11 protein-coding genes are annotated in these 13,005 nt (G+C 74.7%); 5 read left to right on the top strand and 6 right to left on the bottom strand.

The genetic code is table 11. The features are described from left to right. Positions 1-677 precede the first annotated feature (677 nt). Both clpB and MHY85_RS06340 read left to right on the top strand, forming a co-directional pair. The gene (gene clpB, locus MHY85_RS06335) at positions 678-3,278 is read left to right on the top strand and encodes an ATP-dependent chaperone ClpB (protein ID WP_239194283.1); all 2,601 of its coding nucleotides are present in this window, start codon (positions 678-680) and stop codon (positions 3,276-3,278) included. A gap of 238 nt (positions 3,279-3,516) precedes the next feature. Beyond that, complete coding sequence (locus tag MHY85_RS06340; protein WP_239194285.1) at positions 3,517-4,194, top strand: DedA family protein; 678 nt, start codon at positions 3,517-3,519, stop codon at positions 4,192-4,194. A 12-nt stretch (positions 4,195-4,206) separates the two neighbouring features. On the opposite strand, the gene MHY85_RS06345 is transcribed toward MHY85_RS06340, so the two are convergent. Both MHY85_RS06345 and MHY85_RS06350 read right to left on the bottom strand, forming a co-directional pair. Then, the gene (locus MHY85_RS06345) at positions 4,207-5,157 is read right to left on the bottom strand and encodes an FAD-dependent oxidoreductase (RefSeq protein ID WP_239194287.1); all 951 of its coding nucleotides are present in this window, start codon (positions 5,155-5,157) and stop codon (positions 4,207-4,209) included. Between the two features lie 28 nt (positions 5,158-5,185). Next, positions 5,186-7,456: a glycoside hydrolase family 3 C-terminal domain-containing protein gene (locus MHY85_RS06350; protein WP_239194289.1), complete on the bottom strand. Its 2,271-nt coding sequence runs from the start codon at positions 7,454-7,456 to the stop codon at positions 5,186-5,188. 159 nt (positions 7,457-7,615) lie between these two features. Between MHY85_RS06350 and MHY85_RS06355 the strand changes: the two genes are divergently transcribed. After that, entirely contained in the window at positions 7,616-8,278 is a 663-nt protein-coding gene (locus tag MHY85_RS06355) for a TetR/AcrR family transcriptional regulator (protein ID WP_239194291.1), read from the top strand. On the opposite strand, the gene MHY85_RS21760 is transcribed toward MHY85_RS06355, so the two are convergent. Both MHY85_RS21760 and MHY85_RS06365 read right to left on the bottom strand, forming a co-directional pair. After that, the gene (locus MHY85_RS21760; RefSeq protein ID WP_239194293.1) at positions 8,275-8,949 is read right to left on the bottom strand and encodes a DUF4190 domain-containing protein; all 675 of its coding nucleotides are present in this window, start codon (positions 8,947-8,949) and stop codon (positions 8,275-8,277) included. The genes MHY85_RS06355 and MHY85_RS21760 overlap by 4 nt on opposite strands. Position 8,950: 1 nt before the next feature. After that, positions 8,951-9,748, bottom strand: a complete 798-nt coding sequence (locus MHY85_RS06365) for an exodeoxyribonuclease III (RefSeq protein ID WP_158370023.1) — start codon at positions 9,746-9,748, stop codon at positions 8,951-8,953. Between the two features lie 90 nt (positions 9,749-9,838). On the opposite strand from MHY85_RS06365, the gene MHY85_RS06370 reads away from it, so the two are divergent. Continuing rightward, positions 9,839-10,615, top strand: coding sequence for an SDR family oxidoreductase (locus MHY85_RS06370; RefSeq protein WP_239194295.1), 777 nt, complete (start codon positions 9,839-9,841; stop codon positions 10,613-10,615). A gap of 31 nt (positions 10,616-10,646) precedes the next feature. Beyond that, positions 10,647-11,225, top strand: coding sequence for an orotate phosphoribosyltransferase (pyrE, locus tag MHY85_RS06375; RefSeq protein WP_154728560.1), 579 nt, complete (start codon positions 10,647-10,649; stop codon positions 11,223-11,225). Positions 11,226-11,329: 104 nt separating this feature from the next. Here pyrE and MHY85_RS06380 read toward each other — a convergent pair whose 3' ends face one another. Then, positions 11,330-12,118, bottom strand: a complete 789-nt coding sequence (locus MHY85_RS06380) for an HAD-IIA family hydrolase (RefSeq protein WP_239194358.1) — start codon at positions 12,116-12,118, stop codon at positions 11,330-11,332. 32 nt (positions 12,119-12,150) lie between these two features. Continuing rightward, positions 12,151-12,909 carry a VTT domain-containing protein gene (locus MHY85_RS06385; RefSeq protein ID WP_239194297.1) on the bottom strand — a complete coding sequence of 253 codons (759 nt, stop codon included), beginning with the start codon at positions 12,907-12,909 and terminating at the stop codon, positions 12,151-12,153. Positions 12,910-13,005: the final 96 nt, after the last annotated feature.

The following is a 13,005-nucleotide window of genomic DNA, read 5'->3' on the forward strand; positions in this document are numbered from 1 at the left end:
TGTCCCGCCGGTACCGCCCGTGGACCGAGGAGCACCACGAGACGACCAGCGTGATCGTCCCGGTCGGAGGCGGGCGCCTCTGTGACAAGTGCGCGGGGCTTCGGGGGGAGTGGTGTCACCCGATCGGACGGGTGGCGACGAGACGATCGGTGGAATCTGTGCGCCGGTTGTGCTCCCGGCCTCGAGTGGGCCCAGCGTGTTGGACGGGGCAGCCGCCGCGCAACTCGCTGCGGGCATATCGGGCACTGTTTGTGAGATGGATCACAGACAAGGTGTCCGGATTGCCCATAAATGCGCAGATCACAGTCGTGCAAGTCGGACATGTCCGAAACGGGGAAGCGCTTCAACGGGTGCGCTGGTCAGCGCGCGTGTCGCGCGTTGCCGGGATGTGTCGTATGCGAGTCGACGGCGTGAAGCCGGTCACAACGCGCGGTGACGACGGTCAGAGTCATGCGGTGCTATGACCCGGCGTCACCTGGTAGGTCGAGCCGGCGGGCGACGGTCCGCCGCCTCGCCGAAGCGGCGCGCGTCGGCCGGGTCGACGGCGAGAGTTGAGCGGAATAGGCTCAACTTGGTCGGCGTTGCACCGGACGTCCCGCGCTGGACCCGCGGGGCGCACCAGCACGCACGTACGCGCGGCCGCCCGGCCGCCGCGACCCGGACGCACGGAGGGGACGTTGGACGCGAAGCTCACCACCAAGTCGCAGGAGGCGATCGGCGACGCCATCCAGCAGGCGTCGGCCGCGGGCAACCCGCAGCTGGAGCCGGCCCACCTGCTGAACGCGCTGCTCGCCCAGGAGGGCGGTGTGGCGAACGGCCTGCTCGACGCCGTGGGCGCCGACCGCCAGGCGCTCGGCCGCGCGGTGCGCGCGATCCTGGTCAACCTGCCCGCGGCGAGCGGCTCGTCCGTGGCGCAGCCGACCGCCTCCCGGGCCACCGCGTCCGCGATCGAGGCCGCGTCGGCCGAGGCGCGCACCCTGGGCGACGACTACGTGTCCACCGAGCACCTCCTGCTCGGCCTCGCCGCCGGCCAGACGGGCGTCGCCGACGCCCTGCGCGGCCAGGGCGCGTCCCGCGACGCGCTCGCCGCGGCGCTGCCGTCCGTCCGCGGCTCCTCGCGGGTCACCAGCCCGAACCCCGAGGGCACCTACAAGGCCCTGGAGCAGTACGGCGTCGACCTCACGCAGCGCGCCCGCGACGGGAAGCTCGACCCGGTCATCGGCCGGGACGCCGAGATCCGCCGCGTCATCCAGGTGCTGTCCCGCCGGACCAAGAACAACCCGGTGCTGATCGGCGAGCCCGGCGTCGGCAAGACCGCCGTCGTCGAGGGCCTGGCCCAGCGCATCGTCGCCGGTGACGTGCCCGAGTCCCTGCGCGGCAAGCGCCTGGTCTCGCTCGACCTCGCGGCGATGGTCGCCGGCGCGAAGTACCGCGGCGAGTTCGAGGAGCGCCTCAAGGCGGTCCTGGAGGAGATCACCTCCTCCGAGGGCGAGGTCGTCACCTTCATCGACGAGCTGCACACCGTCGTCGGTGCGGGCGCCGGCGGCGAGGGCGCGATGGACGCGGGCAACATGCTCAAGCCGATGCTGGCCCGCGGCGAGCTGCGCCTGGTCGGCGCCACCACCCTCGACGAGTACCGGGAGCGGATCGAGAAGGACCCCGCCCTGGAGCGCCGGTTCCAGCAGGTCTTCGTCGGCGAGCCGTCCGTGGAGGACACCGTCGCCATCCTGCGCGGCCTCAAGGAGCGGTACGAGGCGCACCACAAGGTGACGATCGCCGACGCCGCGCTGGTCGCCGCCGCGACCCTGTCCGACCGGTACATCACCGGCCGCCAGCTCCCCGACAAGGCGATCGACCTGGTCGACGAGGCCGCGTCCCGGCTGCGGATGGAGCTCGACTCCTCCCCGGTCGAGATCGACGAGCTGCAGCGCGCCGTGACCCGGCTCGAGATGGAGGAGGTCGTGCTGTCCGAGGCGGACGACCCCGCCTCCCGCGAGCGGCTGGAGAAGCTCCGCGCCGACCTGGCCGACCGCCGCGAGGAGCTCGCCGGGCTCACCGCGCGCTGGGAGAAGGAGAAGGCCGGGCACAACCTGGTCGGCGACCTCAAGGCCCGCCTGGACGACCTGCGCTCGACCGCGGACCGGCTGCTGCGCGAGGGTGACCTCGCCGCGGCCGCGCGGCTGCAGTACGGCGAGATCCCCGCGGTCGAGAAGGAGATCGCCGAGGCGGAGCGCAGCGAGCGCGAGGCCGACGCCTCGGTCGCGGCGGACACCCCGATGATCGCCGACAAGGTCGGCCCGGACGAGATCGCCGAGGTCGTCGCCATGTGGACCGGCATCCCCGCCGGGCGGCTGCTGGAGGGCGAGACCGCCAAGCTGCTCCGGATGGAGGAGGTCATCGGCGAGCGGCTCATCGGGCAGTCCGCGGCGGTCGCCGCCGTGTCGGACGCCGTGCGGCGCTCGCGCGCGGGCATCTCCGACCCCGACCGGCCGACCGGGTCGTTCCTGTTCCTCGGCCCGACCGGCGTCGGCAAGACCGAGCTCGCCAAGGCGCTCGCGGACTTCCTGTTCGACGACGAGCGCGCCATGGTCCGGATCGACATGTCCGAGTACGCCGAGCGCCACTCCGTCGCGCGCCTCATCGGGGCGCCCCCGGGCTACGTCGGCTACGAGGAGGGCGGCCAGCTCACCGAGGCCGTCCGGCGGCGGCCGTACTCGGTGCTGCTGCTGGACGAGGTCGAGAAGGCGCACCCCGAGGTGTTCGACATCCTGCTGCAGGTGCTCGACGACGGCCGGCTCACGGACGGCCAGGGGCGCACGGTCGACTTCCGGAACGTCATCCTCGTGCTGACGTCGAACCTCGGCTCCCAGCACCTGGTCGACCCGCTGCTCGACCCCGAGCAGCGGCGCGCCGGGGTCATGGACGCGGTGCGCGCGGCGTTCAAGCCGGAGTTCCTCAACCGGCTGGACGACATCGTGCTGTTCGACCCGCTGTCGCTCGAGGAGATCGGCAGGATCGTCGACCTGCAGGTGGCGTCCCTCGCGGCGCGGCTGCGGGACCGGCGGCTCACGCTCACCGTCGACCCGGCGGCGCGCGAGTGGCTGGCGATCGAGGGCTTCGACCCGGCGTACGGCGCGCGGCCGCTGCGCCGGCTCGTGCAGCGCGAGATCGGCGACCGGCTGGCCCGGCTGCTGCTCGCGGGCGAGGTCCACGACGGCGACACGGTGCGCGTGACGCGCGCGGCCGACGGGCACGGCCTGGAGCTGACCCGGGGCTGACCCGTTGGGTCCGGGAGCGGACCGGGTCGGGGAGCGGACCGGGTCCGGGAGCGGACCGGGTCGGGGAGTGGAAGGTCTGGCCGGACACGCCGTCGGCGTGTCCGGCCATTTCTTCCACCCGACGCGGTGGCGTGCCCGTGATGTCCGGTGTGCGAGGTGTGCAGGACCTGTGCGCCTCGCACGCCGGACCCTCGGCACCGGGGGCCGCCCGCGGGGGCGCGTGCGACGATCGACCGCGATGAACGCGACCCACGCCCTGGCCGCCGGCGTCCCCGCCGCCTCCGACGCCGCGCCCGAGCTCACCGGCCTGGCCGGCTGGGTGGTCGGCGTCATCGAGACGCTGGGCCCCGCCGGGGTCGGCCTCGTCGTGGCGCTGGAGAACCTGTTCCCGCCGATCCCGTCCGAGGTCGTGCTGCCGGTCGCCGGGTACGTCGCGAGCCAGGGCGAGATGAGCCTGGTGTGGGCGATCGTCGCGGCCACCCTCGGTGCGGTGGCCGGGGCCTGGCTGCTGTACGGGCTGGGCGCCTGGTTCGGCCGGGCGCGGCTGCGTCGCTGGCTGGAGAAGATCCCGCTGATGGAGGTCGAGGACCTGGACCGCGCCGAGGCGTGGTTCGAGCGGCACGGCGGCGCGGCGGTGCTGATCGGCCGGTGCGTCCCGATCGTCCGGTCGCTCGTGTCGATCCCGGCCGGGTTGGAGCGGATGCCGCAGGTCCGGTTCCTGCTCTACACCGCGATCGGCAGCGCCGTCTGGAACAGCCTGCTGATCGTCGGCGGGTACGTGCTCGGCTCCCAGTGGCAGGACATCGGGCACTACTCGGACTACATCAACTACGCCGTGTACGCGGTGATCGTGGTGCTGGTCGTGCGGTTCGTCTGGACCCGGCTGCGCCGCCGGCGGCTCGCCGCCCGCGGCTGACCGCCCCGCGGATCAGGCGAACAGCGCGCCCACCTTCGACGCGTACAGGTCCTCGCCCTTCAGCCGGCTCGTCGCCGCGGCACCGACCACGCGGCGCACCCCGTCCTCGCCGACGAGCTGCGACGCCCCGCCCGCGCGCCCCAGCGGCAGCAGGATGCGCTCCGGCGCCGGGGCGTAGGTCGCGGTCGGCTCCCGCCCCTCGATCAGCGCCGTGATGTTCGCGGCCACCACCTCGGCGTGCGCCCGCGCCGCCGAGGCGCGCTTCGACTCCGGCACGTCCGTGATGTCGCCCACCGCGAACACCGTCGGGTGCCCGGCCAGCGCCAGGGTGCCGTCCACCCGGACCTCGCCGAGGCCGTTGCGCGCGCCCATCAGGTCGCCCGCCAGGTAGTCGCTCGCCGGCAGGTTGCCGTAGCAGCGGAACCACATCTGCGCCTCGACGCGCACGCCCGCCTCGGTCTCCACGACGAACGGCTCGTGCACGCCGACGTCCGACGGCGGCAGGTAGCCCAGGCGGGAACCCAGCACCAGCTCCACCCGGTCGGCGAGCTGGCCGCGCACCGTCTCCCGCAGCTCCGGCAGGTAGTCGTCCGTGGTGAGCACGTCGTCGGCCTGGTCGACCAGGGTGATCCACAGGTGCGGGTAGGCGTCCAGCAGCTCGCCGACCAGCTCCAGGCCGACGGCGCCGGCGCCGACGACCAGGACGCGCTCCGCGCGCGCCAGCCCCTCGCGCATCCGGGCGAGCCGCGCCTGCGCGACCGCGGTCTCGGACTCGATGAACTTGGCCGGGAACGGGTACGCGGTCCCCGTCGCGAGCACCAGGTAGTCGGCGTCGAGCGTGGTGCCGTCCGCGAGCCGCACCTGCGACGAGGTGGCGCGCTCGACCCGCTGCCGCAGCACGAGCCCCCGGTCCAGCAGCCGCTCGTAGCCGAAGAAGACCCGGTCCTCCCAGGCGGGGTCCACCGCCGCGCGCAGCGCCGCCGCGGGGGCGTCAGGCCGCGGCCAGCGCCACCAGGTCGTCCAGGCCGGCCAGGTCGAAGCCGCCCATGCCGAAGCCCGCCACGACGCGCATCGGCATGTCGCCCATCATCGCCAGCATCGTCGGGTCGAGCGCCGCGGTGGCCTCGCCGAAGGCGTCGCCGAGCAGCTCGGCGCCCCGCGGGTGGGCGAGCCACTCGTTGACGGTCGAGTCCGCGGTGAGCGTCCCGTAGAGGGCCTCGCCGGTGACGGGGACCTCCGCCGTGCCGCGGATGTCCCGGGACGACGCGCCGACCTCGATCACCGTGCGGCCGCCGCCGACGGCCCAGCGGCGCAGCGCCGGGTGCCAGTACGACAGGTCGCGGGCGTCGAGCGTGAACCGCAGCGTGCGGGACTCGCCGGGCTCCAGCGTCACCTTGGCGAACGCCTTGAGCTCGCGCGTCGGGCGCAGGACGGCGGCCTCCGGGTCACCGACGTAGACCTGGACCGTCTCGGCGCCGGCGCGGTCGCCGGTGTTGGTCACGGTCACCGACACGTCGACCGACGACGAGGCGCCCTCGCCGGACACGGCCGCCGCGACGTCCGAGTAGCCGAAGGTCGTGTACGACAGGCCGTGGCCGAACGGGTAGGCCACGTCGAGCAGCCGGGTGTCGTACCAGCGGTAGCCGATGAGCACGCCCTCGCCGTACCGGACGTGGCCGCCTGCGCCGGGGAAGTTGCCGAACGCCGGGGTGTCCTCGACGCGGTGCGGGATCGTCTCGGCGAGCTTGCCGGACGGGTTCCGCACGCCGAGCAGCAGGTCCGCGACGGCCGAGCCGCCCGCCTGGCCGCCGAGCCACGTCTCCAGCACCGCCGCGGCGGCGTCCTGCCACTCCACCGCGACCGCCGAGCCGTTGGCCAGGACGACGACCACGCGGTCGTTCACCTCGGCGACCGCGCGCAGCACGGCGAGCTGGTTGGCGGGCAGGTCGAGGTGCGTGCGGTCGTAGCCCTCGGACTCGTCCGGGGCCGGCAGGCCGAGGAACAGCAGCACGGTGCCCGCGCCGCGGGCGACCTCGACGGCCTCCGCGAGGAGCGCGGCGTCGTCGGCGTCCTGCGAGCCGTCCACGCCGGCGACGGAGAACCCGGCGGCGAACGCGAGGTCCGTGCCGGTGGCCGACCGCAGCGCGGTGAGGGCGTCGTCCAGCCGGGTCGGGTTCACCTGGGAGGAGCCGGCGCCCTGGTACCGCGGGGTCCGGGCGAACTCGCCGATCACCACGGCGCGCGCGGCGTCGTCCGCCGACAGCGGCAGGACCGGAGTGCCGTCCACCGGCGCGTTCTTCAGCAGCACCGAGCCGTCCGCCGCGGCCTCGCGGGCCAGCGCGTGGTGCGCCTCGACGTCGATCGAGCCGGGCTCCGCGAGCGCGGGCTGCGCGCGGGCGATCAGCGTGAGCACCCGGCGCACCGCGGTGTCGAGCACGGCCTCGTCCAGCCGCCCGTTCTTGACCGCGTCGACGACCAGCGCGTCCGTCCGGCCGCCGGTGGCGGGCATCTCCAGGTCGAGCCCCGCGGCGACGGCGGCGACGCGGTCGACCACGGCGCCCCAGTCGGAGACGACCAGGCCCTCGAAGCCCCACTCGTCGCGCAGCACCTCGGTCAGCAGCCAGTGGTCCTGGGAGGCGTAGGTGCCGTTGATCTTGTTGTACGAGCACATGACCGTCCACGGCTGGGCCTGCTTCACCACGCGCTCGAAGGCGGGGAAGTAGATCTCGCGGAGCGTGCGCTCGTCGACGTCGGAGGAGACCCGCATGCGGTCGGTCTCCTGGTTGTTGGCGGCGTAGTGCTTGAGCGAGGTGCCGACGCCCTCGGACTGGATGCCGGACACGAGGGCCGCGCCGAGGTCGCCGGCCAGCGCCGGGTCCTCGGAGAAGTACTCGAAGTTCCGGCCGCACAGCGGCGAGCGCTTCATGTTCACGCCGGGGCCGAGCAGCACGGCGACCTCGTTGCCGCGGGTCTCGCGGCCCAGCGCGCGCCCGACGCGGTCGAGCAGGTCGACGTCCCAGGTCGAGGCCAGCGCGGCGGCGGGCGGGAAGCAGGTGGCGGGCACGGAGTTGCCGATGCCCAGGTGGTCGGCGCTCTCGGCCTGCTTGCGGAGGCCGTGCGGGCCGTCGGTCACCATCACCGGCGGGACGCCGAGGCGCTCGACGCCCTCGGTGTGCCAGAAGTCGGAGCCGGAGGTCAGGGCGGCCTTCTCCTCCAGGGTGAGCTCGGCCAGGACGCGCTCGACGTCGAATGCGGCGGTCATGCGGGGGCACCTCCTCGTGCGGTGGGACTGGTGCCACCACTCTAGCCGATGCCTACCGTTCGGTCGGGTTTTTGTCGCCGGTCCGCCGACCGCCTGTGAGAACCTGTCCACCACGCGCCGCCCGGCGCGCACGGAGCACGGTGACGGGGGCCAGGGACGATGTCCGTCGAGACGCAGCAGCGCGGGTACGCGAAGGGGCGCGCGAAGCGCCGGGAGATCATCGACCAGGCCACGGCCATGTTCGGCGAGGTCGGGTACCGCGGGGCCTCGCTCCGCGAGATCGCGGCACGGTGCGGCATCTCGCACCCCGGCCTCCTGCACCACTTCCCGACCAAGGAGTCCCTGCTGCTCGCGGTGCTCGAGCACCGCGACGAGGTCGACATCGAGTGGCTGGACGCGGACAGCGCCGACGGGGTGACCACCCTGCGGCACCTGGTCGAGCTCGTGGCGCTCAACGCCACCCGGCGCGGGATCGTCGAGCTGTACGCCGTGCTCTCCGCCGAGGCCACCTCCGCGGACCACCCGGCGCACGCGTACTTCCAGGACCGGTACCGCCGGGCGCTCGACGCCGCGACGACGGCGTACGCCCGGGCCGCCGAGCAGGGTGCGCTCCGCGAGGGCGTCGACCCGGACGCGGCGGGCCGCCAGCTCATCGCGCTCATGGACGGCATGCAGGTCCAGTGGCTGCTCGACGACGGCGCGACCGACATGGCCGGCGTCGTGCGCCGGCAGGTCCAGGACCAGCTCGTCGTGCCGCTGGACGCCGGGGCGGACGCCCCGCCGGCGGACGCCGCCGAGCTGGACGCCGGCGTCGACCGCTAGGACGGGGCCGGCGCGCCCGAGCCGTCCAGCAGCGACCCCGTGACCGGGGCGGGGGGCACCGCCACGCACAGGCCGGTCCGGTCGCCCCGCGCCCACGACCCCTGCGTCGGCGCCCACGCGAGCATGCGCGTGCCCTGGTCGCGCTCGTCGTCGGTCAGGTCGCAGGACGCCTCGACGCGCGCGGACGCCTCCGCGGCGCCGGGCCACGGCGAGCCGGGCTCGAACGCGTAGGACGACACCACCTGCGCCGCGTGCGGCTCGGCGCACGGCACGACGCGCACCCGGTCGACGGGGCCGTCCGCGGGGACGTCCGCGAGGCACGCGCCGGGCACGAGCTGCACCGCGTGCGCGTCGACTGGCTCGGCGACGTCCGCCGGCAGCGGGCGCGCGGCGACGGCCGAGCCGACGACCAGCGCGGCCAGGCCGGCCCAGGCCAGGGTGCCCAGCGCGCCGAGCGCCACGCCCGCCACGGCGAGCCCCCGCCCGGAGCGCCGGTCAGGGGCGCCGGGCCGCGTGCGGCGCAGCCCGACCAGGCCGAGCACCAGCGCGACCGGCCCGGTGCCGAGGACGCCCGTGACGAGCGCCGCGACGGACACGCCGTCCGTGCGGGGACGGGGCGGAGCCCAGCCGGGCGCGTAGAACGGCTCGGGGTAGCCGTACGGGTCGGTCACGTCACGCCGCGTCGGCGATGTCCAGCACCACCGGCACGTGGTCCGAGGGCGCCTTCCCCTTGCGCTCGACCCGCTCGATCGACACCCCGGTCACCCGCGGCGCGAGGGCGGGCGACGCCCAGGTGAAGTCGATCCGCATGCCCTCGTTCCGCGGGAACCGCAGCTGCTGGTAGTCCCAGTAGGTGTAGGTGTGCTCGGCGGGGACGTGCACGCGGGACACCTCGGTGTACCCGCCGGCGCCGAACGCCTGGAACGCGTCCCGCTCCGCGGGGGTCACGTGCGTCCGCCCGGCGAACACGCCGATGTCCCACACGTCGGTGTCGAGCGGGGCCACGTTCCAGTCGCCGACGAGGGCCACCGGCAGCGCCGGGTCCTCCTCGATCCAGCGGCGCGACTCCTGCTGGAGCGCCTCCAGCCAGCGGAGCTTGTAGTCGAAGTGCGGGTCGCCGACCTCGCGGCCGTTCGGGACGTACAGGCTCCACACCCGCACGCCGCCGCAGCTCGCCCCGAGGGCGCGGGCCTCGGTCACCGGGTCCTCGCCCCAGCCGGGCTGGCCGGCGAACGCGTGCTCGACGTCGTGGATCCCGACCCGGGAGGCGATCGCGACGCCGTTCCACTGGCTGAAGCCGCTCGTGACCACCTCGTAGCCGGCGGCCTCGAAGGCCTCGCGCGGGAACTGCTCGTCCTTGCACTTGGTCTCCTGCATCGCCAGCACGTCCGTGCCGGTCCGCTCGAGGAAGGCGATCACGCGGTCGACGCGGGTGCGGACGGAGTTCACGTTCCAGGTGGCGAGGCGCATGACCGGCACGGTACCGGCCGGTCCCGACACCCGCGGAACCGGGTGGCCGGCACCCGGGCGACCGGGGGGTCGCGACCGTAGGGTGGCCGCATGGGAACCGCACTGATCACGGGCGCCAGCTCCGGCCTGGGGCTCGAGTTCGCGTGGCAGCTCGCCACCGCCCGCCACGACGTCGTCCTCGTCGCCCGCGACGCCGAGCGCCTGGAGCGCCTCGCCGCCCAGCTGCGCGCCGCCGCGGGCGTCCGCGCGGAGGTCCTCCGCGCCGACCTCACCGACCGCGCCGACGTGGAGCGCGTCGCGGAGCGGCTGCGCGCAACCGAGCGGCCCGTCGGCCTGCTCGTGAACAACGCCGGCATCGGCCTGGGCCAGCGGTTCGTCGGCAGCGACCTCGCGCAGCAGGAGGCGGCGCTCGACCTCATGGTCCGCGCGGTGCTCGTGCTGTCGCACGCCGCGGCCGGCGCGATGGTCGAGCGCGGGCGCGGCGCGATCCTCAACGTCGGCTCCGTCGCCGCCCTCATGACCTCCGGGACCTACTCGGCGCACAAGGCGTGGGTGCGGACCTTCACCGAGGGGCTCGCCGCGGAGCTCGCCGGCACCGGCGTCACGGCCACGGTCGTGTCCCCGGGCCTGACGCACACCGAGTTCCACGAGCGCGCCGGGCTGCGTGCCGGCGAGGCCTACCCGGAGCTGGCCTGGCTGTCCGCCGACCGGGTCGTGGCGACCGCCCTCGCGGACGTGCGCCGGGGGGCCGTGCTGTCGACGCCCAGCCTGCGCTACCGGGCCGCCTCCGGCGTGCTGCGGGTGCTGCCCCGCTCCGCCCTGCGGGCGCTCGCCACCCGCCGCCCGGACCGCGCCCCGGGGGACTGACGCGCGGCTCGGCCTCGCTACGCTGGCGGCCGTGACGACCTCCTCCCTCTCCCCGACCCCGCGCGAGCAGCTCCGCGACCTCATCGTCGAGCTGGCCGTCGTGCGCGGCCGGGTCACCCTGTCCTCCGGCCGCGAGGCCGACTACTACGTCGACCTGCGCCGGGTGACCCTGCACCACCGGGCGGCGCCGCTCATCGGCCACGTGCTGCTCGACCGGCTGGAGGAGGTCGGCCTGGGCACGGCGGACGTCGAGGCCGTGGGCGGTCTGACGCTCGGCGCCGACCCGGTCGCCACGGCGCTGCTGCACGCCGCCGCGTCCCGGGGGCAGGACCTCGACGCGTTCGTGGTGCGCAAGGAGGCGAAGGCGCACGGCATGCAGCGCCGCATCGAGGGCCCGGACATCGCCGGCCGCCCCGTCGTCGTGCTCGAGGACACCTCGACCACCGGCGCCTCGCCGATCGCCGCGGTCGAGGCCGCGCGCGAGGCGGGCGCGGACGTCCGCGGCGTGGCCGTGATCGTCGACCGGGCCACGGGGGCGCGGGAGAAGATCGAGGCCCTCGGGGTGCCGTACCACTACCTCTTCGACCTGACCGACCTCGGCCTGGCCTGACCCGCCCCGCGGGGGCCGGCGCCGCGCCGCCTACGCCTTCCCGCCCGACCCGCTGCCGCCGGGGGTGGCCTGGCCGGAAGGCGTAGGCGGCGTGCGCGCCGGGCTCAGGCCTCCGGGGCTGCGGTGGCGCCCGGGTACGACTGCGCCCACTGCGGGACGCGCTGGACCAGGTCCGCCACCGAGTCGAGGACCTGGGTCGGGCGGAACGGGTACCGCACGAGGTCCTCGGAGCGGGTCGACCCGGTGAGCACCAGGAACGTCCGCAGGCCGGCCTCGATCCCGGAGACCACGTCGGTGTCCATCCGGTCGCCGATCATCGCGGTCGTCTCGGAGTGCGCGTCGATCCGGTTCAGCGCGGACCGGATCATCATGGGGTTCGGCTTGCCGACGAAGTACGGCTGCCGCCCGGTCGCGGCGGTGATCATCGCCGCGACCGCACCGGTGGCGGGGAGGTCGCCCTCCTGGCTCGGGCCGGTGACGTCGGGGTTGGTCGCGATGAACCGCGCGCCGCCCTGGATCAGCCGGATCGCGCGGGTGATCGCCTCGAAGGAGTACGTGCGCGTCTCACCCAGCACCACGAAGTCCGGGTCGGCCGAGGTCAGCGTGTACCCCGCCTCGTACAGCGCCGTGGTGAGCCCGGCCTCGCCGATGACGTACGCCGAGCCGCCGGGCTCCTGGTCGGTGAGGAACTGCGCGGTCGCCAGGGCCGACGTCCACAGCGACTCCTCGGCCAGGTCGATGCCGGAGGCGGCCAGCCGGGCGCGCAGGTCGCGGGGGGTGAAGATCGAGTTGTTGGTCAGCACCAGGAACGGGTGGTCGCCGTCGCGCAGCGCCCGCACGAACTCCGGCGCCCCCGGCAGGGCCACGCCCTCGTGCACGAGGACGCCGTCCATGTCGGACAGCCAGGAGGTGATCGGCCGGGCGGTCACTGCTCGAACGCCTTCCGCTCGACGGCGGCGCGCTCGGCGGGCTCGTCGTACCGCTCGTCGCGGCCCTCGGCGGTGACCTCGCCGCGCCTCGCCGCCCGGCGGCCGCGCCACAGCTCGATCGCCACCGGGATCACCGAGACGAGCACGATGAGCACGGCGAGCGCCTCGATGTTCTCCCGGACGAACGAGATCGTGCCGAGCAGGTACCCGAGCACCGTGACGCCCACGCCCCAGAGCAGCGCGCCGATGACGTTGTACGAGACGAACGTGCGGTACCGCATGCCGCCGACGCCCGCGGCGACCGGGGCGTAGGTGCGCACGATCGGCACGAACCGGGCCAGGATCACCGTCCGGCCGCCGTACTTGTCGAAGTAGGCGTAGGTCTGGTCGATGTACTGCTGCTTGAAGATCTTCGAGTCCGGCCGGCGGAACAGCCGCGGGCCGACCTTGTGCCCGATGAGGTAGGCCACCTGGTCGCCGAGGAACGCCGCCGCGAACAGCAGGGCGCACAGCAGCCAGAGCGGGAAGTCCAGCGCCTCCTGGGCGACGAGCGCCCCCGCGGTGAACAGCAGCGAGTCCCCGGGCAGCAGCGGGAACAGCAGCCCCGTCTCGATGAAGACGACGACGACGATCCCGATCAGCGCGTACGAGCCGAACGAGGAGATGAGGTGCTCCGCGTCGAGCCAGTCCGGCAGCAGCGCGGGCTGGGCGCCGAGGGCAGGGACGAGCGACACGAGCGCGGCTGACGCAGGCATGGGCCTCAGCGTACGGGGCGGGGCTCCGCCCGCCGGCTGCCGGAGGTGCACATCCTGTGTGGGTGCCCCGGAGGGCGAGGTGGTGCGCGAGGGCGG

This window comes from Cellulomonas sp. ACRRI (genome assembly GCF_022346185.1).
Taxonomy (GTDB): domain Bacteria; phylum Actinomycetota; class Actinomycetes; order Actinomycetales; family Cellulomonadaceae; genus Cellulomonas.

Coding starts and splice junctions, on each gene's coding strand:
- MHY85_RS06340 (WP_239194285.1), top strand. CDS start 3,517: ATGAACGCGACCCACGCCCTGGCCGCCGGCGTCCCCGCCGCCTCCGAC.
- MHY85_RS06350 (WP_239194289.1), bottom strand. CDS start 7,456: ATGACCGCCGCATTCGACGTCGAGCGCGTCCTGGCCGAGCTCACCCTG.
- MHY85_RS06355 (WP_239194291.1), top strand. CDS start 7,616: ATGTCCGTCGAGACGCAGCAGCGCGGGTACGCGAAGGGGCGCGCGAAG.
- MHY85_RS06365 (WP_158370023.1), bottom strand. CDS start 9,748: ATGCGCCTCGCCACCTGGAACGTGAACTCCGTCCGCACCCGCGTCGAC.
- MHY85_RS06370 (WP_239194295.1), top strand. CDS start 9,839: ATGGGAACCGCACTGATCACGGGCGCCAGCTCCGGCCTGGGGCTCGAG.
- MHY85_RS06380 (WP_239194358.1), bottom strand. CDS start 12,118: ATGGACGGCGTCCTCGTGCACGAGGGCGTGGCCCTGCCGGGGGCGCCG.
- MHY85_RS06385 (WP_239194297.1), bottom strand. CDS start 12,909: ATGCCTGCGTCAGCCGCGCTCGTGTCGCTCGTCCCTGCCCTCGGCGCC.